This window comes from Brevibacterium paucivorans (genome assembly GCF_016907735.1).
In the GTDB taxonomy this organism is placed as follows: Bacteria; Actinomycetota; Actinomycetes; order Actinomycetales; family Brevibacteriaceae; genus Brevibacterium; species Brevibacterium paucivorans.
Genome location: NZ_JAFBCP010000001.1, coordinates 1,810,098 through 1,832,461, shown reverse-complemented (window position 1 = coordinate 1,832,461; position 22,364 = coordinate 1,810,098). Strand labels below are relative to the sequence as shown.

Genomic DNA, 22,364 nt, shown 5'->3' with positions numbered 1-22,364 from the left:
CCCGCCGTCATAGCTTTAAAACGTCGCCATTCCAGTTGCGCCGTAGCCACCTGTCGTGTGAAGCAACCACGACCGCACCTGGGTACCCCGGAATGGCTGCCTCAAGTTCAGTGACGAGCGCCAATGAGAGGTGGTTCGTGGGTTCGTCCAGCAATAGCACGTCTGGCGGATCGGCCAGCAGGCTTGCCAGGGCCAGGCGACGTTTTTGTCCCACGCTTAAAGCTTCGACGGGACGATTTTGGTCCCAGGGCGCGATTAGCCCAAACGTCGACAGAGGAACCTGCTCCGCCCGTGCAACTCCCACCATGTCTGCGTACGCCTGCGCTACCGTGCGACCTGACCCCCGGCGGTGAGGGTCGGGAAGAGTGGTCTCCTGCGCCAACATGCCTACGCGCACACCACTACGACGAGTCAGGACACCTCGGGACGGAGATAAATCGCCAGCAAGCACGTAAAGCAAAGTGGACTTTCCCACCCCGTTTGCACCAGTGACCAGCAGTTTTGTGGACGGATCAACAGTCAGGGATACCGAAGCAAGACGGTTCTCAACGCTGACCTTCACGGCGCTGATAACGGTACCCGTTTTAGCCGGTTCAGGTTTACTAGCGGCGGTCAGACCTTGGAACTCTAGCTCTCGAGGTGGACGCCGAATTTGTCGTTGTTGAAGCTCCTCTAACCGTGCACAAGCGTCGTTCACGCGGCGCGAGACAGCTTTAGCGTTCCGGTCAGCGTAGAACTTTTTGGCCATTCGAATCTCACTACGAGGTTCGCGGCCCGGATGGCCGACCGTCCGGCTGTTACGCAACGCGGCGCTTAACCGTTTGAGCTCTGCTTGTTCTTCTTCGTATTGGAGCTCCCATCGGGTTCGGACCTGTCGACGTTCATCTAGATAGTCGGTGTAGGTGCCCGTGTAGCGAGTGACGCCCACGCCTGAAGCTGGACCGGCCGAGGTGTCTTGTGCCTTATGAGGTACTGGGCGGGGGTCAAGGTCAACCAAGCCGGTGACAGACTCATCGAGGAACGCGCGATCGTGACTTGCTATCAACACAGGTCCAGACCACTCGGCCAACATTTGGCACAAGTGCTCGGAAGCTGCGTCGTCCAGATGGTTCGTGGGTTCGTCCAGCAAGAGTACGTCCGGTCGAGAAAGCAACAGCCACACCAGGGACAGGCGGGCGCGCTCGCCACCTGACAAGGATCCAGTAGGAAGCTCACGATCGAGGTGAGCGAGCCCAAATCCTGCCAGCGTAGTGCTGATCCGGGCATCTAATTCCCAGGCTCCCAATCGTTGAGCGGTTTCCAAGGTTGTGGCAAGTTGTTCGGCAGCACCTGGCGTATGTGGATCCTCAGCCAGCGCTTGTGAAGCCTGTTCAACTGCTTTTGCAGCTCGCCGGGCATGGGCTACGGCGGATTCGAGGGCGTTAGCGACAGAATCGTCCATGTCAAAAGGCGGGCGCTGGTGTAGCAGGCCCACCGTAGCCAATCCCCCTGGCCGAGACACGCGGACAATTCCGGTGTCTGGTTGAGTGTGTCCGGCGATGATCCGCAATAACGTGCTCTTGCCAGAGCCGTTCTCCCCGATCAATCCCACACGGCTGTCAGCAGGAACGGAGAAAGAGACATCGGTCAGGACACGACGGTCGCCAAATGATTTAGAGATCCCCTCCACTCGAAGGTGAGCAGGGGATGACGCAGGTGAGTTGGTGGTAGACATAAAGATCCTCGTGGTCGCGCGATCTCCCGCCGGGCACAGCCTCGGTCACGGGAGCGGAACGAAGATCACTTGAGCATGAGTCCATCATACACAAGGGACTTCACCAGATATGTGGCAGGGGCTATTCTTAGCTGATCTGGATACCCGGTTCGTCCGTGGTGTAGCCAATGACCGGGTGGCCCGGAATTTCACCTACGAGCAACAGTCCGCCTGAGGTTTGAGCGTCAGCCAACAGGATCACGTCGTCATCGCTGACGCCTGCGCCCACCTGGAACTGTTCAGCCAGGTTCGACTTCACCCAGTCCAAGTTCCTGCGTGAGCCGCCGGGGATGAACCCTTCGCTCACACTTGTTCTGGCAGCGTCCAGAACGGGTACAGCGGACATGTCGATACGGGCACCTACTCCGGATGCGCGGCACATTTTGAACAGGTGACCCAGCAGACCAAATCCGGTGACGTCGGTGGCTGCGGTGATACCTGCTTGTGTCGCGGCAACCGCTGCCTCACGGTTGAGCATGGTCATGGATTCGACCGCTTCAGGGAACACGTCGCCGGTTGCCTTGTGGCGGTTGTTGAGGATTCCCACGCCCAGTGGCTTAGTCAACGTAATGGGAAGGCCGGGCGTAGCAGCGTCGTTGCGCATGAGCGCGTTAGGGGTCACGGTGCCGGTCACGGCCATGCCATATTTGGGTTCAGGGTCGTCCACCGAGTGCCCGCCGATCACGGGAACCCCCGCCTGTTTACCAACTTCGAGGCCACCGGCCAGCACATCCTTCAGCAGGGACGGAGGCAACACTTCACGTGGCCAACCCACCAGATTGATGGCCACCACAGGGGTACCACCCATCGCGTAAATGTCGCTCAGTGCGTTAGCTGCTGCGATGCGTCCCCAGTCGAACGCGTCGTCAACGACAGGGGTGAAGAAGTCGGCTGTTGAGAGCACAATCGTGTCGTTGCCAATACTCACCGCCGCCGCGTCGTCACCGTCGTCCAGGCCAACGACAACTGAGTCGTAGTCTTGGCCAGCCAAGCCTTTCACGGCTTCTTCGAGTTCGCCCGGCGGGATTTTGCAGGCGCACCCACCACCGTGAGCTAGGGACGTTAAGCGTGGAAGATCGTGAGCAGTCATGGGCTCAGCGTATCCCAGGCTCACAGATCATGCGCGTAGCGCACCTCACGTGTGCAACGATGTTCTCAATGTGCGTGTGAGCGCGCATTCAACCAAGCACCGGCTATGTGGGAGTACGTTTTCGATGGAGAACGCCGACGAACAAAATTTTGTCTTGACCGTTGCAGTGAAAATCAATTCAGCTGAATACGAGAAATTTGTGGACAGTGTCGAGGCAATGCTCCACGCTCATAAAGCTTCGAACTGGGTGATTCAACCATTCGGAACTGACGAGCAATTCGACTTCTACGAAGAAATGTTAGACAACTAAGTGAGGCCCTTCGATGGTAGGTTTTGCTCATGGAGGCGTCCGGGTCCTGGTGGGCCCCGCGGTCTTCAAAACTGTTGAAACCGAGTAGCTCGGTTTGGCGGGTTCGATTCCCGTCCGCCTCCGCCACAGGAAGGGGACACGTGTCTGAAGATCCGCGTCGCAACTTGCCACGCACCGATACTCTGTTGGCCAGTGATTGGGTTCGCACAGCCTCAACACGCCTCAACGCGACTACCACGCGGGCCATTGTCCGCCGGCACCTAGACCGCGCACGCACGCAACCTTCCTTCACCTCGGCGACCTTCCGTGACGACCTCGTCGCAGACCTCACCCGCTTCAACTCCGGCATCTACCGCGCCACCATCAACGCGACAGGCGTGGTGGTCCACACCAACCTGGGCCGCGCCCCGTTGAGCCCCTGGGCCTCGGATGTCGCCCAGCACACCGCCGCATACGTCGACATTGAGATGGACCTGGAGTCCGGCAAGCGCGGGCGCCGAGGTGTCGAAACCACCGACGCTCTCACCCTCCACGTGCCTGCCGCTGAGGACGCGCTGGTGGTGAATAACTGCGCTTCGGCGCTCATGCTCGTAGCAGCCCAGAGCCGGCCCGGCCGCCTCCTGCTTTCGCGCGGGGAGTTCGTGGAAATTGGGGCGGGTTTCCGTTTGCATGAACTCATGCGTTCGGTGGGTGCCACCATCATCGAGGTGGGTTCCACCAACCGCACCCACCTGGCGGACTATCGGCGTGAGTGTGAAGCAGGTGAGGTGTCCGCGATTCTCAAGATTCACCCGTCCAACTACGCACAGTCCGGGTTCACATCCTCCCCCAGCACGCAGGCTCTCGCACAACTGGCGCGCGAATACCAGGTACCGCTTGTTGTGGACATCGGTTCGGGCCTTTTGGCACCCAACCCGCACTTGCCCAACGAGCCCGATGCCACCTCGGAGTTGGAGGCCGGCGCAGACGTGGTGCTGTTTTCAGGCGACAAGCTGTTAGGCGGCCCGCAGGCCGGCATCATTCTGGGCAAGCGCCAGCTGGTCACACAGCTTGCAACTCACCCTTTGGCGCGCGCGGTGCGGGCCAGTAAATTCGTGTTGGCCACCTTGGCGGCCACGGTCGTGGGTGAGGAACCGCCCGTCCACACGTATGTAGGGCTGTCCTCTAAGGACCTCCGTGAGCGCACCGCCACGCTGGCGGCAACGCTCAACGCCGCCGAGGTGGCGGTTGAGATCACGCCCCACGCAGGTCGCGTGGGTGGCGGCGGTGGAACAGGAGTGGAGCTTCCCGGTTGGGCCGTGCGGCTGCCTGAATCGTTTGCGAAGCCGTTACGCGTGGGTGAACCGTCCGTGGTCACGCATGTACAGGACGGGGCCTGCCTGGTGGACCTGCGGTGCGTTGAACCGGCGGACGATCATGTGCTTGCCTCCCGGATTATCGAGTGTGCCCACGCTGTAGGCGCGGAAACTGAACGCACGGATCGCTGATATGTCGTTTGTTATTGCCACGGCCGGGCATGTGGATCACGGCAAGTCCGCGCTAGTCCGCGCCCTGACAGGTTCAGATCCAGACCGGTTAGATGAGGAAAAGCGGCGCGGGCTCACGATTGACTTAGGCTTCGCGCACTGCACGCTGCCCAGTGGCACGCACGTGTCGTTTGTTGATGTGCCCGGCCACGAACGCTTCATTGGCAACATGCTGGCCGGGCTCGGTCCGGCTCCTATTGTGTGTTTCGTCGTGGCGGCTGATGAAGGCTGGTCGGCCCAGTCGACTGATCACCGTGACGCGCTCGAGGCCTTGGGAATCACCCGAGGTGTCATTGTGCTCACCAAGTGCGACTCGGCAACGCCTGAGCAGATCGCTCACGCGAGTTCCCAAGCCCGCACCGAACTCAGCTGCCTCACCGATGCGCCCCTGGTTACCACCTCGGCGGTCACCGGGGACGGGCTGCCGGAACTCCTCGACGCCTTGGACTCGGTCACCAGCGCCGCTCCCCCACTAGATACAGACGGGCGGGTGCGCATCTGGGTCGACCGCGCGTTCTCTATCACCGGCGCGGGCACGATCGTCACGGGAACCCTGGGCGAAGGCACGGTGGCTACCGAGCAGAACCTGGAGCTCACCTCGGCGCAGTCCCGCACCCGCGTCACGGTCCGGGGGTTGCAGAATCACAACTCCGCAGTCAGCAGCATCGCGCCGGTATCCCGGGTGGCGCTGAACCTGCGCGGGGTTTCTGCACAGGACATTTCCCGAGGTGACGCCCTCATCACGCCGGATGCCTGGCATGTGGCGGACGTTGTGGACGTCACTGGGACGGCTGTGGACACGATTCCCACGGACGTCACCGTCCATATTGGCGCGGCCAGCCTGCAAGCGCACGTGCGGCCCTTGTCCCAACGCTACGCGCGCCTGAAACTGTCCCGCTCGATTCCAGTCCAGGTGGGTGACCGTCTGGTGGTGCGTGGAAGCGGCGAGCGTGCAGTGCTGGGTGGTTTGACCGTGCTGGATGTGGACCCACCCGAGCTTTTTCGGCGTGGTTCTGCCGCTGAGCGCGCCCACGCCCTGGAGCACTACTCCCCTGCCGATTTCACGGCTGAACTGACCCGCCGCGGGTGCGTGCGGGAGTCCACGTTGACCACGTTCGGCTACGAAGTGCCTGGTGAGGCAGATCAGCTGCCGGCGGGCGTTCAGCGCATGGGCGCGTGGCTCGTGCGGGAGGACGTTGTGCGCACCTGGGTGGCCCAGGTTGCGCGCGTGCTTGAGGACGACACCCGTGACCCGCTGTCACGGGGCGTGCCGCTTGCGCAGTTGGCGAAGAGTGTGGGGTGCCCGCGTGAGTTGGTTGAGGGGCTGGTTGAGCCCCCCGCCGAGGTGGTTTCCGGGTTTGCGCGTCTGCCCGGCTCAGGTTCTTTAGGGGCTGCAGAAGCTGGTGTCGCGGAGTTGGAGCGGCGCTTGTCTGAGCACCCGTTTGACGCGCCGGAAGCCCAGGATCTGGAGGATCTGGGCTTGGGTGCGCGTGAGCTTGCCGCTGCCGAGCAGGCAGGCCGGCTGTTGCGTCTCAGCGACGGCGTGGTGGTGCTTCCGTCTACGCCGGCACGCGCCATGCGGGTGCTGGCTGGGTTGGTGCAACCGTTTACGTTGAGTCAGGCACGGCAAGCGTTGGACACGACCCGCAGGGTTGCCATTCCGCTGTTGGAACACACAGACGCCCGAGGTTGGACCACCCGTGTGGATGGCAACCTCAGGCGTGTGCGGGGTTAGTTTCAGTTGTCCTGGGCGGTTTCTTCGAGGTCTTCCTCTTCACCGTCTTCGTCGTCGAGTTCTTCGTCATCGACGTACACCAGACCGGAGTGGGCCAGCAGAACAGGGGTGTCCTGTCCTTCCCACGTACCAATGAGCTGGCCTGGCTGATTTGCTTCTTCTTCACTGAGGCCATCAAGGTCGAGTTCTGCGAACAATTCAAGAACGCCGATGAGGTTTTCGTCGTCCTCTTCCTCTTCGAGTTCAATCTCACCGGTTCCGATGACGTCTGCAAGGCCCTCCGTGATGGGGGTTTGCGTGTCGCCGTCGACCAGGAACTGTTCTGCGCCACTGCGTTCTTCACTGATGGTCACGTCGAGTGCCTCAGCAAAAACAGGGTCTGACATGCCCAGGTACACGTAGCGTGTTCCCAGCACCGAATGTTCCATGGTGGTGATGAGTTCGTCTTCTTCCGCATCTTCCAGCGGTTCGGGGCGGTACACCAGTGGCACCTGAAGAACTGAGCCGTCGGGGGTACGCACAATGTGTACTTCCATGCCGATCTGGCCAGCAGGGTCGTCGAAACGGTAGCTCGTGAGTTTCTCGATGTCGGCTTCGTCGGTTCCTAAGACCGTAGCGATGACCTGGTTCTTAGAAGGTGAGAGTTCTGCGTTGTAGATCTGAGCCATTGTGGCGCTCCTTCTATGCTTTGCGTGTGCCGGGAATCCACTCGCCGTCTTCTACCGTGTAGTCGGCGAAGATCGCGGGGGCTTCCTTCTTCATAATCTCACCGATCTTGTTAAACACGAGGCGAATTTCTTCCTCCGCGCCCTTAGCGGTGCGCATTTCAATGACGTGGCGCAGCGTACGCAGGTTAGCGGTGAACACGATCCCCGTAGCCAGGCCCTCAGGGGCGAAGCGACGCATGAACGACGTCATGTGCTTCTTGTGCGTAAAGTTCTGGCCTTCTTCATCAAGCCCAAAGTGTTCGCTCATCCACTTCTGGTGCTCTTCCATCCGGTCAAGTAGGTCCAGGCACCGCTTCATGAGTTCTTCGTCTTCACGAGCCCATTCGGGGAACCAGAAAGGAATGTCTTCTAGGCGCACATAGCGCAAGGACTCTTGTGAGTATGCGGCGCCGGCGCGGTGGCGGATGAGTTCGTGGGTAAAGACGCGCGACACGTTGTGCAGAATGAACGTGTAGCTGGCGTGTTCCAGAACGGACCCGTGCTGGGATGCGACCACGTTGCCCAGGTACTGTGTGGAGTCGGTGCGCACGCGACCCACGTTTGGGTTAAGCCCCGGTTCCCACGAGCGGTAACACATGCGTCCGGCGAACTCCAGAAGGTCTTCGCTGTCAGGAGACTCCTGGTCGCGCACGCGGTCTGACCACGCGGTTCCGCCCACTTCTTCAAGGTAGGCTGTGATCTCTTCCCAGTCGATTTTGGGGCGTGAAATCAGTTCAACACTGGGCTCAACGGGGCGCACGTGGGCTCCTTCTGTTGTGGTACTATTGACTGCCAGTCTAGTGGCTTATGCGTGCGGTTCACGCACGTTCAGGGAACTCGTTTCGTCCACTCTTCAGTGCCGAATTTCGTGTCGATGAGTTCGCGTGCTCGCTCCAATTCCTGAGCTGTGACAGAGCCATTGCTAGCCCCGGTTCTGCGAGTGAACGTGTCGATCATGGTGTGAATGACCTGTTCACGGCTTACACCCGTTTGGCTACGCAACGGGTCCACGCGCTTCTTGGCTGAAGCGACGCCCTTGTCAGAGATTTTCGCTTTTCCGATGCGCAGAACTTCGACCATTTTGTTGGCGTCGATGTCGTAGCTCAACGTGTCGTGGTGGAGGACAGCGCCGGCGGACACCCGTTTCTGGGCGGCTCCCCCGATTTTGCCGTGCTGGGAAACGATGTCGTTGATGGGTTCATAGGTTGCTCTGACACCCAGTTGGGTGAGCGCATCCAGAATGAACTGGTCCATGAATGCGTAGGACTCTTCGTAACTTAATCCGGCTACCAAGCTGTCTGGGGCGTAGATTGAGAAGGTCACGCAGTTGCCACCTTCCATGAACATCGCTCCCCCACCGGACACCCGGCGCACCACCTGCACGTCATAACGCGCAACGCCTTCAGGTTCGACTTCGTTGGAGTACGACTGGAATGAGCCGATCACCACCGCGGTGTCGTCCCACTCCCAAAACCGCACGGTGGGTTTCCTGCGACCAGCCGCGACCTCTTCGAGGAGCACCTGGTCCAGTGCCACATTTTCAACCGTGGGGCGTGACTCGTCGTGGAAAATCTCCCACTCGTGGTCCCAAAAATCGGTGGCACCTGTCAGCCCGCGTCGCACCGCGAACGCAACATCAGCGGTACTGAAACCTTGCAAGTCCACCTGGGCGCCCACCTCGGTGGCGGCCTGGGTGACAGCCTTATCCAACCGGTTAGTGATCTCTTCACGGCTGTCCGCGGTGCTCACACCCACCAGGGCGGGGGCCAGCGCAAAGTACGCTTCTTCAGGCTCTAAGAAAAAGTCGCCTGACACTTGCGCGTGGGTGATGACACCGTCGGTGAGTTCACCGTCGACCACCACGAGTTTTCCGCCAGGAACTTTTCTTTCCGTGTGAAACGTGTTCATACAGACGAGCCTACCGCCTTGGCACCAGGTAGCGGGAGCCCCGCCCGCCGAGGTCGGTGCCGGCTTTAGTCGAGTTCCTCGCCTGCGGTTTCGCGGCCGAAGAACACCATGACGATCACGGCGAGCACCACCAGGGCGCCGGTGAGTGCGAACGTGTTGACCAGTCCGATGTTGGGCCACAGGAGCGAACCGAACACGATGGGGGCGATTCCAATGGCCAGGCGGCTGGCCGAGGACGCCCACCCGAATCCGGACGAGCGCAGGCGCGTGGGGTACAGCTCGGTGACATAGGTGTAGAGCGCGGGAACCGAAACCTGGATGAGGAATCCGAACAGCAAGATTGCGATCACGGCTGGGCGCGAAAGCTGTGTGCCGGAGTTTTCGAGTTCAAGTGCAAACCACACGAGCGATCCTGCTGCCAGAACCGCCGAGGCGCCCAGAACCCATTTGCGACCAATGGCTTCGATGAGGAGCGCTGAAGCGACGACACCGGCGATTCCAATCGCGGTCATGCCGCCTGTGGTGATGAACGCGGCTTGGTCGGTGAGTCCTTGTTTCTTGAGGATTCCAGGGAGCCAGGTCAGGGCCGCGTAGTACAGCAGAAGCACCGACACGAACAAGGTCCACGAGGTGAGGGTGATCTTCCACGAGTACTGCCACAGCAGATTCACTTGACCGGTCATGGCGCGCAGGCGTTGCATGAGAGGTGCCGCTTTGGGGGCTTCTTCAACGCCGTCGTGGGACCATTCGGTGACGTTGGCGCCGGTGCGTGTGACGAGTTTTCGGATGACTTCGTCTGCTTCAGCGTTGCGACCCTGGGACAGGAGGTACATGGGCGATTCTGGAATGAAGAAGCGAACTGCAACGATCAGCAGCGCCGGAAGCACCATGACCAGCATGATGGTGTGCCATGATGCGAAGCTCACCAGCCACGCTGAAACAACGGCGCACAGGGTCGCGCCCACCGGCCACCAGCCGTCCATTGCCGTGAGCACGCGTCCGCGGTGTTTGGTGGGGGTGAACTCGCCTACCAGGGCGTAGTCAACTGGGATACACCCGCCGAGCCCAAACCCGGCGCAGAAGCGGAAGATCAAGAACAGTGCGTAGTTGGGTGCGAACGCTCCCAGCACCGTGAACGCGGAAAAGATGAGCAGGGTGAGTGTGAAGGCTTTTTTGCGCCCCATGCGGTCGGCGATACCACCCCAGATGAACGCCCCCAGGGCCATTCCGATGAGGTTGGCGGTGGCGATCCAGGCCGCCTGCCCGATGCTTAAGCCCCACTCTTTTGCCAGCAGTGGGATGAGGAACCCGTTGAGGGCCACGTCCCACGCGTCAAACATGAAACCAAGACCACCCACAATGAAGATTGCGCCTTGAACGTTCCATTTCCAGGGGAGGTTTGATACCACCTGTTGTGCCGTTGGCACTTCCGTTGCCACACGATTCATGACAGTTATTCCTATCTGAAGTGGCGCGCCGATCAGATCTGCCGACCGGAATTTGTGTGCCGTCACTGCGGCCTGGAAGTTGAGTGGCTAGTGAGCCCTTCCACGAGCTAGGTCACACACCGTACGCGCTTAGCGGTATAGCTTACTCCGTTTTTGAGTGGGGTGAAGCGATAGCGCTAAGCGTGAGATGGTGCGACCTTTTAGGAGGTGCTTAGGCCAGCTTGACCATCCAGCCTTCGGGGCCTTCTGCACGGCCGTACTGGATGTCAAGCAGGGTCGAGCGAAGTTTCATGGTGACTTCGCCTGGTTCCGTGCTCTGCTCAATTGTGTAGTCATCTGACACCAAGCGCCCGATTGGCGTGATCACCGCGGCGGTTCCACAGGCGAGCGCTTCAACAATTTCACCGGCGGCGGCGCGTTCACGCCATTCGGCGACCTCGATGTCACGTTCAACTGGGGTCAGGCCAATCGACGGTGCCAACTCCAGCAGTGAACGGCGGGTCACACCGTCAAGAATGGTTTCGGAAACGTTTGGGGTGAGGAGTTCATTGTCCTTGGTGACCAGCATGAGGTTCATGCCGCCCAGCTCTTCTAAGTACTTGGATTCTTTAGCGTCGGTGAACATGACCTGCTGGCATCCCTTTTCAGCCGCTTGATTACCGGCCTGCAGGGACGCCGCGTAGTTACCACCGCACTTAGCGAAACCGGTTCCGCCGGTGCCAGCGCGCTTGAGGTCCTGGGACAGCCAGATGTCGACAGGCTTGATACCGCCGGCGAAGTACGGTCCGGCAGGTGACGCGATCACGTAGTAATCGACTTCCTGGCTTGCACGAACGCCCAAGAACGTTTCGGAAGCGATCATGAAGGGGCGCAGGTACAGCGACACTTCATCAGCTGCGTCCATCGGGGTTGCGACCCAGGCTTCGTCGAGTTCGACCAGCGCTCGGAGTGATCCCACGAAGTCTTCGGCGGAAATTTCTGGTAGTGCCAGACGGGCGGCTGACTTGTTCATGCGTTCCGCGTTCTTGGTGGGACGGAAGGTCCACACCGAACCGTCAGCGTGACGGTATGCCTTCATACCTTCGAAAATTTCCTGCGCGTAGTGGAAGACTGCGGCGGCTGGGTCCAGAACCAGAGGGCCGTAGGGCTTCACGGAGTGTGCGTGCCACCCTTGTTCTTTGGTGTAGCGGATGTGGCTCATGTGGTCGGTGAAGTAGTCACCGAAGCCTGGCTTAGCAAGGATTGCTTCGCGCACACCCTGTGGAGCGGGCTGCGAGTTCTTCTGCTGGACAAATGTGCTCATAGTAAGTCTCCATTAACTCGATTCGCTTCTGTGACCGATGTTACTCCCTTAGCCGATGCGTTGCGCGATCGCATCCCCAATTTCTGAAGTTGAGCGCTTCGCATCGCCGCGTTCAACGATGTCGGCTTCGACCGCAGTTTCGATTGCTTTGGCGACGACGTCGAGTCCCAGGTTCTGTGCCATGAGGGCTGCGGAGAGGATCGTTGCGGTGGGGTCTGCGATCCCTTCACCTGCGATGTCGGGGGCGGATCCGTGGATGGGCTCAAAGAGGGACGGTCCGGTTTCGTTGACGTTGAGGTTCGCCGAGGCGGCAAGACCAATCCCGCCCGTCACCGCGGCAGCGAGGTCCGAGATGATGTCACCGAACAGGTTGTCGGTGACGATCACGTCGTAACGCTGTGGGTCGTTGACAACGTACATCGTGCAGGCGTCGGCGTGTTCGTAGTTGACGGCTACATCCGGGAACTCCTGCGCGATTTCTTTTACGACGCGCTCCCACAGATTTCCTGCGTGGACCATGACGTTGGTCTTGTGGACGTAGGTGAGTTTCTTGCGACGCTTGTTGGCCTGTTCGAATGCATAGCGGACCGCGCGGTCAACTCCGTAGCGGGTGTTGACGGAGATCTCGTTGGCGACTTCGTGTTCTGTGTGGGCGCGCAGGAATCCTCCTTGTCCCGAGTAGGATCCTTCGGTTCCTTCACGTACCACGATGAAGTCGATGTTCCCGGGGTCTTTCAGGGGCGAGCTGGTGCCTGGGAAGTAGCGGGAGGGGCGCAAGTTGATCGCGTGGTCGAGTTCGAAGCGCAGTTTGATGATGACGCCACGTTCAAGAACTCCGGAAGGTACGCGCGGGTCACCGATTGCACCAAAGAAAATGGCGTCGTGGGTGCGTAGCTGTTCGAGTTCTTCGTCGGTGAGGGTTTCGCCGGTTTCCAAGTAGCGTTCGGCAGAGGGCCCGAACTCGTTGAGGTCGAGCTCAACGGAGTCGCCGCTTGCTTCAATTGCGCGTTTGAGGACTTTCAGCCCTTCAGGGACTGTTTCTTTTCCGATTCCGTCGCCGGGAATTACTGCAATCTTGAACGTAGTCATAGGTTTCACAGTAGCCCCTCCATCTCACCATTCAGTAACACATCTCACAAACTGGTCGATTCGAGGGCGCTCGTTTCATACACTGCTCATATGCCCACAACGATCCGCAACAAACGCGCTGCCGCACTACCCGCCAAACTGTCCCGGAGTTGGCTCCTGGTCAACGCGCTTCGCCCCGAATCTTTTGAAACTGCCCAGACGAGCGAGTCAGATTCGGTGATCTTCGACCTCGAAGCAGCTGTCCCGGAAGTCTCCAAGGACCAAGCACGCGACAACGTTGTCAACGCTTTGTCCACCGACATGGCGGGGTGGGTTCGCATCAACCCGATCAACACGCCCCTGTGGGAAAAAGACTTGGATGCCCTCAACGGGCTCCCGGGCCTCAAAGGGGTAATGTTGCCCAACACTGAAGAACCGGACCAGGTCACACTGACGGCGATGCGGGCCGGTGCAGGCATCCCAGTTCTAGCGCTCATTGAAACAGCAATTGGTATCGAGGCTGCGACCCGCATCGCGCAGGCGCCGGGCACGTTCCGATTGGCCCTAGGTACCAACGACTTCCGCAAGGACACGGGTGTGGGCGATGACCCAATGGCGCTTGCATACGCGCGTTCGCGGCTGGTGGTCGCCACGCGCGTGGGCGGTTTGCCCGGCGCAATTGATGGCCCTTCCCCCGCGAGTGCGAACTCCAAGGCCCTGCTCCATGACTGTGGCTGGACATTGAAGATGGGGATGACGGGCAAGCTCATTTTGAGTCCGCAACAGGCGGTGACCATCAACGACGCGTTGGCACCCAGTGAGGATGACCGCACGTGGGCGCGCAAGATGCTGGAAGAAGCAGAAACCGCCGGCGATGACGCGATCGCCGACGGCTCCTACCTGCCCCGCCTCTCCCGCGCGAAGAAGATCGCGCAGTTGTCAGACTCCTACGGGCTGTGGAAGAACTAAGTTACTTCTCTTCGATGTTCGCAACCCGAGCGAAGCTTGCGCCAAAGTCAGCAGCGACGGTGTCAACGACCTCGGCCGTCACTTCCGAATCAACTGCGAGCACGGCCAACGCCTGATCATTTTTGGGCGAGACCTGCATGGCTTCAATGTTGATGCCCAGGTTGCCTAGCGCCTGACCGAACAGGCCAATGACGCCGGGGCGGTCGTCGTATTTGAAGACGACGAGGTGGTCGCTGAGTTTCATTTCGAGGTCGTAGCCGTCGATTTCGGTGAGTTTCTGCACGTCCTTGGGGCCGGTGACGGTTCCGGCGACGCGGATTTGTTGCCCTGCCGAGGTGGCAGCGACGAGCGTGACGACGTTGCGGAAGTTCTCGCTTAGGGGTTCGGTGGCGAGTTCGACGGTGACGCCACGTTCTTGAGCAAAAAGTGGGGCGTTGACGTAGGACACTGCGCCGTCGACCACATCGAGGAACAGTCCCTTGAGAGCGGACAGTTTGAGGACGCTGACGTCCTTTTGTGTCACTTCGCCGCGTACCTCAACGCGCAAGTGAGTGACCGGGTCGCCTGCCATGGCTGACACGACCCGTCCCAGGCGTTCGGTCAGTGCGATGCCAGGGCGGACTTGCGGGTCGATTGCGCCACCGGCAACGTTGACAGCATCTGGCACTAGCTCACCGGCCAGGGCTTTGCGCACTGATTGGGCGACGGCGATGCCGGCTTTTTCTTGGGCTTCGGCGGTGGAGGCGCCGAGGTGTGGGGTGACGTTGATGCGGTCGTGGGCCATGAGTGGTGAGTCCACGGGTGGTTCTTGAGTGAACACGTCGATGCCAGCGCCGCCTACGCGACCGTCTTCGATAGCTTTGGCGAGTGCGGCTTCGTCGACGATGCCACCGCGGGCAACGTTGATGATGCGCGCGGTGGGTTTGACCTTGGTGAATGCTTCTTCGCCGATCATGCCGATTGTTTCAGGGGTTTTGGGCATGTGAACGGTGATGAAGTCGGACTGTTCGAGGAGTTCGTCGAGGCTCACGACGGTCACGCCCATTGCGGCTGCGCGGGAGGAGGAGATGTAGGGGTCGTAACCGATGAGGTTCATGCCAAAGGCCTTTGCGCGTTCAGCGACCAGACCACCAATGCGTCCCAAGCCCACGATGCCCAGGGTCTTTTCGTAGAGCTCAACGCCGGAAAGTTTGGAACGGTTCCACTCCCCTGCTTTGAGGGACGCGTGACCTGCACCGTAGTTACGTGCTGAACCCAGGATGTGAGCCATGGTGAGTTCGGCTGCCGAGATGATGTTGGAGGTGGGCGCATTGACGACCATGACTCCGGCGCGAGTGGCGGCGGAGATCTCTACGTTGTCGAGGCCAACACCGGCGCGTGCGATGACTTTGAGTTCAGGCGCTGCCGCGAGTGCTTCGGCGTCCATTTTAGTTGCGGAGCGGATGAGCACAGCGTTGACGTCTTTGAGGGCGGGCAGCAGTTCGGCACGGTCTGCCCCATTGCATGTCCTGATTTCAAAATCTGGCCCTAGCGCGTCAACGGTTGCGGGTGAGAGTTCTTCTGCAATTAGGACAACGGGTTTCACTGTGCCTCCTGAACACGTGCTGATGACCCAGGTGCGGGATATGGGCCTATACGTATCTTATTCATGGCGATGAATATGTTTTACAGCGGGGCTCGTGTTCACCGCCGAACATTTCATACCGCGGGACGATGAGCACCCCTCACCTTCTACCTAAACTTATGGACATGAGAAAACCGTGGCATGTGAGGGCATCACAGTTTATGTCGGCCCACATGTGGGTGGTGGACTCGCTTTTCTTCGCGGCGCCACTGGTGCTCATTACGATTCTGCTTCAGGCGTATGAGCCCGGTCTGCGTGGGGTTCTCCAGATCGTGTTTTTGGTTGCGATGAGCGCATCGCTTGTAATTAGGCGATCGCTGCCCCTGGTCACTGGATGGATTGTCGTGGCCACTGGGTTTCTCTACGCGTTGACGTTTGCATTCCCGCACCCAGCCCTTGTCACCGTCCCTATTACTGTGCACGCGGTCACCGCTTATGCACCTCGGCGGTGGGGAAAGATCTTCTTGGGCATTGGAATTGTGGCGGCGTTTATTTTTGCGGCCAGTAATTTCATGTATTTCTATGTGTCTGGTGCGAGGCTTTCGGATGTCACCGCTGGTGAACTGCTGTTCCTAGTTTTGGCGGCGTTGGTTTTTCCGATGGTGACGGTGGCGCTCGCGTGGACGCTTGGGGATATTCATTGGCGTAAGCGTGATGATGCGCAAAGGATTGCCGAACGTAACGCGCTACTGGAGCGCGAACGTGAGAATGAAATTCGACTTGCATCCGATGCTGAACGGATGCGGATTGCACGAGAGATGCACGACATTGTTGCCCACTCGATGTCGGTGATCATTACGCAGGCTGATGGTGGGCGCTATGCGGCGAAGGCTTCGCCACGGGCCGCGGTGACCGCGTTGGAAACAATTGCAGAAACTGGTCGTGAAGCGCTGGGTAACTTGCGTGGGATGTTGGGTGTTTTGCGTGATCCCAGCGCCAGCGCCCAGACTACTCCGATGCCAGGTATTCACGACCTCGGAAGCCTTGTGGAAAACGTGCGGGCGACGGGCCTTGAGGTGAGGCTGAGTACTGCGCCTGATGTGCCTGAGCTTGCGCCGGCGGCTCAGTTGGCGGTGTACCGGATTGTGCAGGAGGCGCTCACCAACACGATGAAGCACGGTGGGCCGGATGCGCGTGCAGAAGTCACTGTGGAGCCGGGTGAGTTGGGAATCGTGGCGCGGGTTGTTTCTACCGGGCGGGCCGAATCTGCTGTGGCGCCTGGGTCTGGGGCGGGCATCCAGGGTATGAAGGAGCGCGCACATATTCATGGGGGTTCGCTGGTTGCTGAGCCCACTGAGACTGGTTTTCTTGTTCAGTTCACTCTTCCGGAGGATGTGGCATGACGGTTCGGGTGTTGTTGGTTGACGACCAGGTGTTGGTGCGTGCGGGTCTTGCGATGGTGATTGATTCGCAGGATGACATGCGGGTAGTGGCGCAGGCTGAAAACGGTCGTGAAGCGGTTGAGGCGGTGCGGGCACATGCGGTCGATGTGGTTCTCATGGATATTCGCATGCCGGTCATGGATGGACTGACCGCTACCCAGGAGATTGTGGCGTTGGGTGATGCTGGGGCCTTGCCGCAGGTGCCCACCATTATTGTGTTGACGACGTTTGATACTGATGATTATGCGTTGACGGCGCTGCGGTCGGGGGCGAGTGGGTTTTTGTTGAAGGACGCCCGGCCCGAGGTGTTGTTGGACTCGATCCGGCAGGCGCACGTGGGTGGTGCGGTGATCGCGCCAACGACCACGCGCCGGTTGCTGGAGACGGTGGTCGCTACACCAGCGGTGCCGAGTGATCACGCGCAGAAGTTGGATCGGCTCACGGCCCGTGAGCGTGAGGTGTTTGAGCTGGTGGCGCGAGGCAGGTCCAACGCCGAGATTGCCAGCGAACTGTTCATGGCAGCCCCCACCGTGAAGACGCATGTAGGTCATATTCTGACCAAGCTCGAGGTGCGCGACCGTATCCACGCTGTCATCTTCGCCTACGAGGCCGGCGTCGTGTGAGAGGCGAAACGGCGCAAAACGAGCGAAACTGCGCATTATATTGCGTAGTTTCGCTCACTTTGCGCCGTTTGAGCTGAACTACTCCTCAAAACCGCCACCCCACCCAAATCTCATCCTCAAGGATGAGTCGTACCCACAAAGCCATATCCCGCAGGCTGATGTTTCCGCCACACAACTTAGCGACAGTAGAAACATGAACACATCTACGTCATCAGCATTCCCCGCGATTTCGGCTCGCGGCCTCAGCAAAACCTACGGCACCGGTGAGGCGGAACTCACCGTCCTCAACCACTTCGACATCGACATCCAATCCGGCCAGTTCACCGCGATCATGGGCCCGTCCGGCTCGGGTAAGTCAACGCTCATGCACATCCTGGCCGGCCTCGACACCCCCGACTCCGGCACCGTCACGCTCGCCGGCCGCGCCATCACAGGCATCAGCGACACCAAGCTCACCCGCATCAGGCGCGCCCACATGGGCTTCATCTTCCAGGCGTTCAACCTGGTACCGGCCATGACTGCTGACGAAAACATCATGCTCCCGTCCAAACTCGCCCGCAAAAGCATCGACCTGGACTTCAAGAACGCGATCGTGGAAAATCTTGGCCTGAGCGAACGCCTCACCCACCGCCCACACGAACTCTCCGGTGGCCAGCAACAGCGCGTGGCCGTTGCCCGCGCCCTGGTGAACCAGCCTGACGTCATTTTCGCTGACGAACCCACCGGCGCGCTGGACAAGCGTTCCGGGACCGAGGTGTTAGAGACTCTGCGCGCATGCGTCTCCGAAATGGGTCAGACAGTTGTCATGGTGACGCACGACCCTGCCGCGGCCGCGTACGCCGACCGTGTGGTCCTACTGGCTGACGGAAACATCGCCGGCGAGGTCTTCGACCCCACCGTTGAAGAGGTTTCCCAGGCCCTTCTGGAGGTCACCAAATGATCGTCAAAGCGAATCTTCGTTCCGGTGGTTCGCGTCTGGTAGCTGCCGGAATCACCGTCATGGTGTCGGTGGCATTCGTCGTTGCAGTGGTCAGCCTGCTCACTGCGTTTAACAACACGATGCGCGACCAGTTCAGTGTGCAGTACTCCGGCGCCGACCTCCTGGTCTCCCCTGACGAAAACGATCTGACGGACAAAACCCAGAAGACCGTCGCATCGGTAGACGGCGTGAAAGACACTCAGATCATCGACCAAGGCTCCGTGTTCACCACCTCGGACGAATTCGCGTTCGTCTCAGTGTGGCCAAAGCACAGCGGCATCTCAATCACAGAAGGCCAGGCCCCTTCCAAGAAGGGCGAACTTCTGTACGACGCGAAGATGGCGGAAAAACAGAACAAGAAGGTGGGCGACAAGGTCGAACTCGTCGTGCCCTCTGAAGACGGCGAAGGCGAAGACACCCACACCTTCACAATCACCGGTCTGGCACAGGTTCCATCCAGCGTCCCCATGTTCTTCGCCACAGACGTTTCGAACCTGTACCCCGCCACCGACCACATGCGCGTTTTCGTCGACAACCCGTCTAACGTCGCCCAGGTCCAAGACGCCGTCGCGAAAGCACTGGCCGGCGCCAAGGACGTCAAGACCGAGGACACCGGTGCCAAATCAGCCGGCGGCCTCCACGTTTCCACCACTGACCAAATCGTGCAGCAACGCATGAAGGAAATGACCGGCGAAGCAACGACCCTAGTCGCTTTCATCGCCGCCTTCATTATCGTCGCCCTGTTCGTCGCCGGGCTGGTCATCTCAAACACATTCCAGGTGCTGGTCGCCTCTCGCACCCGCACCCTGGCACTCCTGCGCGCAGTTGGCGCCACCCGCTCCCAGCTCCGCAACGCGACCCTCGCTGAAGGCGCAGTCCTGGGTCTCATCAGCGCGATCCTCGGTGTCTTCGTGGGCTGGGGCTTCGCGGTCCTGCTCACACTGGCCGCACGTGCCTTCTTCCAACCCACCTTCGCGTTGGCGCCGCTCACCCTCCTCGCCGCCGTTCTCGGACTGGCCGTGGGTGTCACCGTGACTGTCATCGCCTCGTTCTGGCCCGCGCTCAAAGCCACGCGCGTGTCCCCTATCGACGCGCTGGCACCCGCTGACATCCCAGCCCCGGCCTCCCGGTTCCCGTGGATCCGTCTGGTAGTAGGGACTCTCCTCACCGTGGTTGGAGTCGCCGTGCTCCTTCTAGGCGCCGCCATGGGAGAACTCCTCCTGGCACTGCCCGGCGGCATCCTCGCCTTCAGCGGTGTTCTGGTGCTCAGCCGCGTGTTCGTACCGCCCATGGTTGCCCTGATCGGTCGCGCCGGAGAAGCGATCTTCCGCTCCCCAGCCTTGGGCCTCGTCGCACGCAACGTCAAACTGTCGCCGCGACGCACAGCCTCAACGACCTCGGCGCTTTTGGTGGGCGTCACCTTGGTGGCGACCATCCTGGTGGGGGCGCAGACCGCCCGCACCACCGCCAACAACGAACTCAACCAGGACGACCCTATCGACGTGGTGGCGACATCGACCTCGGGCAAGACCGCCGACACCATCAAGAAGTCGGACGCCGTGGACAACTTCGTCACCCTCCCTGGCGTGCAGGCCAAAGCGTCCGTGCCGCTGGGGCACCAACTGGATGAAAACGACGACTCCCTGACCCAGGTTGTGGGCGTCGACACGCATGACCAAGCCACCAAGGACGTGCCACGTGACACGCGCTTCCTGCCCGAACCCGGCACCGTGAACGTGCGTGACACTCCGGACACCAAGAAGCACGACGGCAAGAAGGTCGACCTCACGGTTGGCGACAAGAAGGTCAGCCTCACACTCAAGACCGTCGAAGGCGTGCCCCCAAACACGGTTGTTGCCAACAAGGCCGACGTCACCGACCTGGGCCTCGAAGAGTCGAGCGGTCAGACGTGGGTGCGTGTCACCAACTCCGCATCCGCGCAGGACATTTCCAAGCTCCAGGCTCAGCTGGAAAACTCCGGCGTGATCGCGTACGTCGACGGCGCCAGCCTGCGCGCGCAGTTCTCTCAAATCCTCAACATCATGACGGGCATTGTGCTGGGACTGTTAGCCACCTCGGTCATCATTTCGATCGTGGGCGTGGGTAACACGCTTTCCCTGGCGACTATGGAGCGCAAGCGGGAAACGGCTCTGTTGCGGTCCATGGGGATGTCGCGGTGGTCGGCGGCGTTCATGGTTGCGGCCGAGGCGGTCCTCATGGCCCTCACGTCACTGGTCGTTGGTCTGGGGCTGGGGATCCTGTTCGGCTGGACCGGCGTGCGGTCTCTCCTGACGGCCGACGGCATCGCGGTTCCGCTGGGGATTCCGTGGCTCATGTTTGGGGTACTCGCCGTGGTGGCGCTCGTGGCGGCCCTGGCGGCCTCGGCGCTACCGGCAATCGCCGCCTCCCGCACCCAACCGGCCCAAGGCGTGGCAATGCGGTAGGGCGTAGGTTAACCGCCGAGGTGGTCCAGGCTGGGTGGCCCTCCCACCTCGGGCGAGGTTTCCTACCGGCAAACGAAAAAGGAAGCGTGGGGACCACGCTTCCTTTTTCGTGCTGTTAGCCGGTGAGTTAAACGGACCTCAAAGTCCAGACCTCACGCTTAGAAGTCGTTCGGGGTGTACGGCGCGCGTTCCAGCGCGAACAGCGACCGAGCTTCCAGGGCCGCATCTGGGCGGACTTCCGTGATGCGTCCGGCGCGGGCAAGCACCACAGGGTCGGCGCCACCCAGGTACAGGGAGCCCAGTTCAGAAACGTTCATTTCCAGGTCGGCAGGTTCGCCGTCGTCCAGCTTGGTCACGGTCGCTTCCTGACCGTCGGACACCAGGCGGTACGTGCCGTCGGCGAATCCCATGTCGTCGTTGATGCGCAACGTCAGTTCGCCACCAACCAGCCACGCGCGCGCTTCGAGCGACTTCTTCACATCGAGGATACGCAACCAGATTCCGTCGTTTTCGTTGACGATCTTGGCACGGCGCGGGTCGGTCAAAAGCCATGGCAGAGGTGACTGGTGCGCTGCATTGTTGAACTTCACCTTCACGCTCAAGTCGATGGCGCCCAGGAATGCCCACAGGGCCGAGTATGCATCGTTGCTCACTGCGATGAAGTCAAGCAGTTCCAGGGTTCCGTGTGACCAGTCATCACCTGCCTTGTGCTTGAAGGAAACGAAACCGTCTGGCTTTCCGTTTTCGTCATAGTGCAGGGCGCCGCGTACGGCATCGTCGGCTTCTCCGGTCTCGATGTCGTGTCCGGCAGCGAAGTCGTAGAGCGCCTGCTGACGGCCAATAGCACCCGGTGACTTCTTTTGGAACTCTGCGTAGATCTGTGGCGCGAGTTCTTGCAGGGCCCGCGCATCACACATTTCGACACGGCGGTCAGGCTCGGAGATGAGCTGGAATCCAGGTGACGTGTCGACTTCCAGATCCGTGAGCCAGGAAGCTGCACCAAAACCAAAGCGACGGTAAATGCCACCTTCGGTGACCGTGAGCGCTGCGAATGGGTAACCTGCGTCGGCTGCGTTGGAGAGGTTTTCGGTCATGAGGCGACGTAGCAGTCCGCGCCTGCGGTGGGTGGGGCGCACCGTCACCCATGTGATGAGGTGAGCAGGAATGAGCTTTCCGCCGCCCACGTTCACGTTCTTTTCGAAGTGCGCAAAAGTCGCGACTGGGATGTCGGAATCCAGCGCGTGGTCGTATGACTCTTGGCTGTAAGCGGCAGTGAACACGCGATCGTCAGCGATCGCACGCTTCACACGCTGCAGAAGCTTCTCCCCCGACACGCGTTTGTCGTGGAACCCCGCACGCACCGCATGAATGTAGTTGGTGGTTTTTTCATCTGGGGTGTTGTCGGTGATGGTGGGCTTGAACGTCTCAAAAATGTAATCGGTCACAAACTTCAGACTAACGCACCTGGCGGAATAAATGTCATGCACAACCAATG

The 22,364-nt window shown here is 60.3% G+C and carries 18 protein-coding genes and 1 tRNA gene; 9 read left to right on the top strand and 10 right to left on the bottom strand.

The window, feature by feature from the left end; translation table 11 throughout:
- Window positions 1-7 precede the first annotated feature (7 nt).
- Window positions 8-1,714, bottom strand: coding sequence for an ABC-F family ATP-binding cassette domain-containing protein (locus JOE56_RS08470; protein WP_204515642.1), 1,707 nt, complete (start codon window positions 1,712-1,714; stop codon window positions 8-10).
- A gap of 127 nt (window positions 1,715-1,841) precedes the next feature.
- Window positions 1,842-2,843, bottom strand: coding sequence for a selenide, water dikinase SelD (selD, locus tag JOE56_RS08465; RefSeq protein WP_204515641.1), 1,002 nt, complete (start codon window positions 2,841-2,843; stop codon window positions 1,842-1,844).
- A 124-nt stretch (window positions 2,844-2,967) separates the two neighbouring features.
- Here selD and JOE56_RS08460 point away from each other — a divergent pair, with 124 nt between their 5' ends.
- The 4 genes from JOE56_RS08460 (at window position 2,968) to selB (ending at window position 6,414) form a co-directional block, all read left to right on the top strand.
- Window positions 2,968-3,153: a hypothetical protein gene (locus JOE56_RS08460; RefSeq protein WP_204515640.1), complete on the top strand. Its 186-nt coding sequence runs from the start codon at window positions 2,968-2,970 to the stop codon at window positions 3,151-3,153.
- Between the two features lie 31 nt (window positions 3,154-3,184).
- A tRNA-Sec gene (locus JOE56_RS08455) sits at window positions 3,185-3,279 on the top strand.
- Between the two features lie 14 nt (window positions 3,280-3,293).
- A complete protein-coding gene (gene selA / locus JOE56_RS08450; protein ID WP_204515639.1) occupies window positions 3,294-4,640 on the top strand; it encodes an L-seryl-tRNA(Sec) selenium transferase in 1,347 nt (448 codons plus the stop codon).
- A gap of 1 nt (window position 4,641) precedes the next feature.
- Window positions 4,642-6,414 carry a selenocysteine-specific translation elongation factor gene (gene selB, locus JOE56_RS08445; protein ID WP_204515638.1) on the top strand — a complete coding sequence of 591 codons (1,773 nt, stop codon included), beginning with the start codon at window positions 4,642-4,644 and terminating at the stop codon, window positions 6,412-6,414.
- A gap of 2 nt (window positions 6,415-6,416) precedes the next feature.
- On the opposite strand, the gene JOE56_RS08440 is transcribed toward selB, so the two are convergent.
- The 6 genes from JOE56_RS08440 to JOE56_RS08415 form a co-directional block, all read right to left on the bottom strand.
- Window positions 6,417-7,082: a maltokinase N-terminal cap-like domain-containing protein gene (locus tag JOE56_RS08440; protein WP_204515637.1), complete on the bottom strand. Its 666-nt coding sequence runs from the start codon at window positions 7,080-7,082 to the stop codon at window positions 6,417-6,419.
- A 13-nt stretch (window positions 7,083-7,095) separates the two neighbouring features.
- Window positions 7,096-7,881, bottom strand: coding sequence for an FAD-dependent thymidylate synthase (gene thyX / locus JOE56_RS08435; protein WP_204515636.1), 786 nt, complete (start codon window positions 7,879-7,881; stop codon window positions 7,096-7,098).
- Window positions 7,882-7,949: 68 nt separating this feature from the next.
- Complete coding sequence (locus tag JOE56_RS08430) at window positions 7,950-9,029, bottom strand: lipoate--protein ligase family protein (RefSeq protein WP_204515635.1); 1,080 nt, start codon at window positions 9,027-9,029, stop codon at window positions 7,950-7,952.
- A 65-nt stretch (window positions 9,030-9,094) separates the two neighbouring features.
- On the bottom strand, window positions 9,095-10,477 hold the full coding sequence (locus JOE56_RS08425) for an MFS transporter (RefSeq protein WP_204515634.1): 1,383 nt from the start codon (window positions 10,475-10,477) through the stop codon (window positions 9,095-9,097).
- 211 nt (window positions 10,478-10,688) lie between these two features.
- Complete coding sequence (locus tag JOE56_RS08420; RefSeq protein ID WP_204515633.1) at window positions 10,689-11,780, bottom strand: branched-chain amino acid aminotransferase; 1,092 nt, start codon at window positions 11,778-11,780, stop codon at window positions 10,689-10,691.
- Window positions 11,781-11,828: 48 nt separating this feature from the next.
- Window positions 11,829-12,869, bottom strand: coding sequence for a 3-isopropylmalate dehydrogenase (locus JOE56_RS08415; RefSeq protein ID WP_204515632.1), 1,041 nt, complete (start codon window positions 12,867-12,869; stop codon window positions 11,829-11,831).
- Between the two features lie 90 nt (window positions 12,870-12,959).
- Here JOE56_RS08415 and JOE56_RS08410 point away from each other — a divergent pair, with 90 nt between their 5' ends.
- Entirely contained in the window at window positions 12,960-13,817 is an 858-nt protein-coding gene (locus JOE56_RS08410) for an HpcH/HpaI aldolase/citrate lyase family protein (RefSeq protein ID WP_204515631.1), read from the top strand.
- A gap of 1 nt (window position 13,818) precedes the next feature.
- Here JOE56_RS08410 and serA read toward each other — a convergent pair whose 3' ends face one another.
- Window positions 13,819-15,402, bottom strand: coding sequence for a phosphoglycerate dehydrogenase (gene serA / locus JOE56_RS08405; protein ID WP_204515630.1), 1,584 nt, complete (start codon window positions 15,400-15,402; stop codon window positions 13,819-13,821).
- A 164-nt stretch (window positions 15,403-15,566) separates the two neighbouring features.
- Here serA and JOE56_RS08400 point away from each other — a divergent pair, with 164 nt between their 5' ends.
- The 4 genes from JOE56_RS08400 (at window position 15,567) to JOE56_RS08385 (ending at window position 20,869) form a co-directional block, all read left to right on the top strand.
- Complete coding sequence (locus JOE56_RS08400; protein ID WP_239530410.1) at window positions 15,567-16,784, top strand: sensor histidine kinase; 1,218 nt, start codon at window positions 15,567-15,569, stop codon at window positions 16,782-16,784.
- Window positions 16,781-17,446, top strand: a complete 666-nt coding sequence (locus tag JOE56_RS08395; RefSeq protein WP_204515628.1) for a response regulator — start codon at window positions 16,781-16,783, stop codon at window positions 17,444-17,446. The genes JOE56_RS08400 and JOE56_RS08395 overlap by 4 nt, the downstream gene beginning before the upstream one ends.
- Before the next feature lie 193 nt (window positions 17,447-17,639).
- Window positions 17,640-18,386 carry an ABC transporter ATP-binding protein gene (locus JOE56_RS08390; RefSeq protein WP_204515627.1) on the top strand — a complete coding sequence of 249 codons (747 nt, stop codon included), beginning with the start codon at window positions 17,640-17,642 and terminating at the stop codon, window positions 18,384-18,386.
- Window positions 18,383-20,869, top strand: coding sequence for an ABC transporter permease (locus JOE56_RS08385; RefSeq protein ID WP_204515626.1), 2,487 nt, complete (start codon window positions 18,383-18,385; stop codon window positions 20,867-20,869). The genes JOE56_RS08390 and JOE56_RS08385 overlap by 4 nt, the downstream gene beginning before the upstream one ends.
- Before the next feature lie 158 nt (window positions 20,870-21,027).
- Here JOE56_RS08385 and JOE56_RS08380 read toward each other — a convergent pair whose 3' ends face one another.
- Entirely contained in the window at window positions 21,028-22,314 is a 1,287-nt protein-coding gene (locus JOE56_RS08380) for a GNAT family N-acetyltransferase (protein ID WP_204515625.1), read from the bottom strand.
- Between the last annotated feature and the right edge of the window lie 50 nt (window positions 22,315-22,364).

Excerpts from the sequence above, each read along its gene's own strand:
- JOE56_RS08410 (WP_204515631.1), top strand. The coding sequence starts at position 12,960 with ATGCCCACAACGATCCGCAACAAACGCGCTGCCGCACTACCCGCCAAA.
- JOE56_RS08415 (WP_204515632.1), bottom strand. The coding sequence starts at position 12,869 with ATGACTACGTTCAAGATTGCAGTAATTCCCGGCGACGGAATCGGAAAA.
- JOE56_RS08440 (WP_204515637.1), bottom strand. The coding sequence starts at position 7,082 with ATGGCTCAGATCTACAACGCAGAACTCTCACCTTCTAAGAACCAGGTC.
- selD (WP_204515641.1), bottom strand. The coding sequence starts at position 2,843 with ATGACTGCTCACGATCTTCCACGCTTAACGTCCCTAGCTCACGGTGGT.
- JOE56_RS08395 (WP_204515628.1), top strand. The coding sequence starts at position 16,781 with ATGACGGTTCGGGTGTTGTTGGTTGACGACCAGGTGTTGGTGCGTGCG.
- JOE56_RS08400 (WP_239530410.1), top strand. The coding sequence starts at position 15,567 with ATGAGAAAACCGTGGCATGTGAGGGCATCACAGTTTATGTCGGCCCAC.
- selB (WP_204515638.1), top strand. The coding sequence starts at position 4,642 with ATGTCGTTTGTTATTGCCACGGCCGGGCATGTGGATCACGGCAAGTCC.
- JOE56_RS08385 (WP_204515626.1), top strand. The coding sequence starts at position 18,383 with ATGATCGTCAAAGCGAATCTTCGTTCCGGTGGTTCGCGTCTGGTAGCT.
- JOE56_RS08390 (WP_204515627.1), top strand. The coding sequence starts at position 17,640 with ATGAACACATCTACGTCATCAGCATTCCCCGCGATTTCGGCTCGCGGC.
- JOE56_RS08420 (WP_204515633.1), bottom strand. The coding sequence starts at position 11,780 with ATGAGCACATTTGTCCAGCAGAAGAACTCGCAGCCCGCTCCACAGGGT.
- JOE56_RS08460 (WP_204515640.1), top strand. The coding sequence starts at position 2,968 with ATGGAGAACGCCGACGAACAAAATTTTGTCTTGACCGTTGCAGTGAAA.
- JOE56_RS08470 (WP_204515642.1), bottom strand. The coding sequence starts at position 1,714 with ATGTCTACCACCAACTCACCTGCGTCATCCCCTGCTCACCTTCGAGTG.
- JOE56_RS08425 (WP_204515634.1), bottom strand. The coding sequence starts at position 10,477 with ATGAATCGTGTGGCAACGGAAGTGCCAACGGCACAACAGGTGGTATCA.
- JOE56_RS08430 (WP_204515635.1), bottom strand. The coding sequence starts at position 9,029 with ATGAACACGTTTCACACGGAAAGAAAAGTTCCTGGCGGAAAACTCGTG.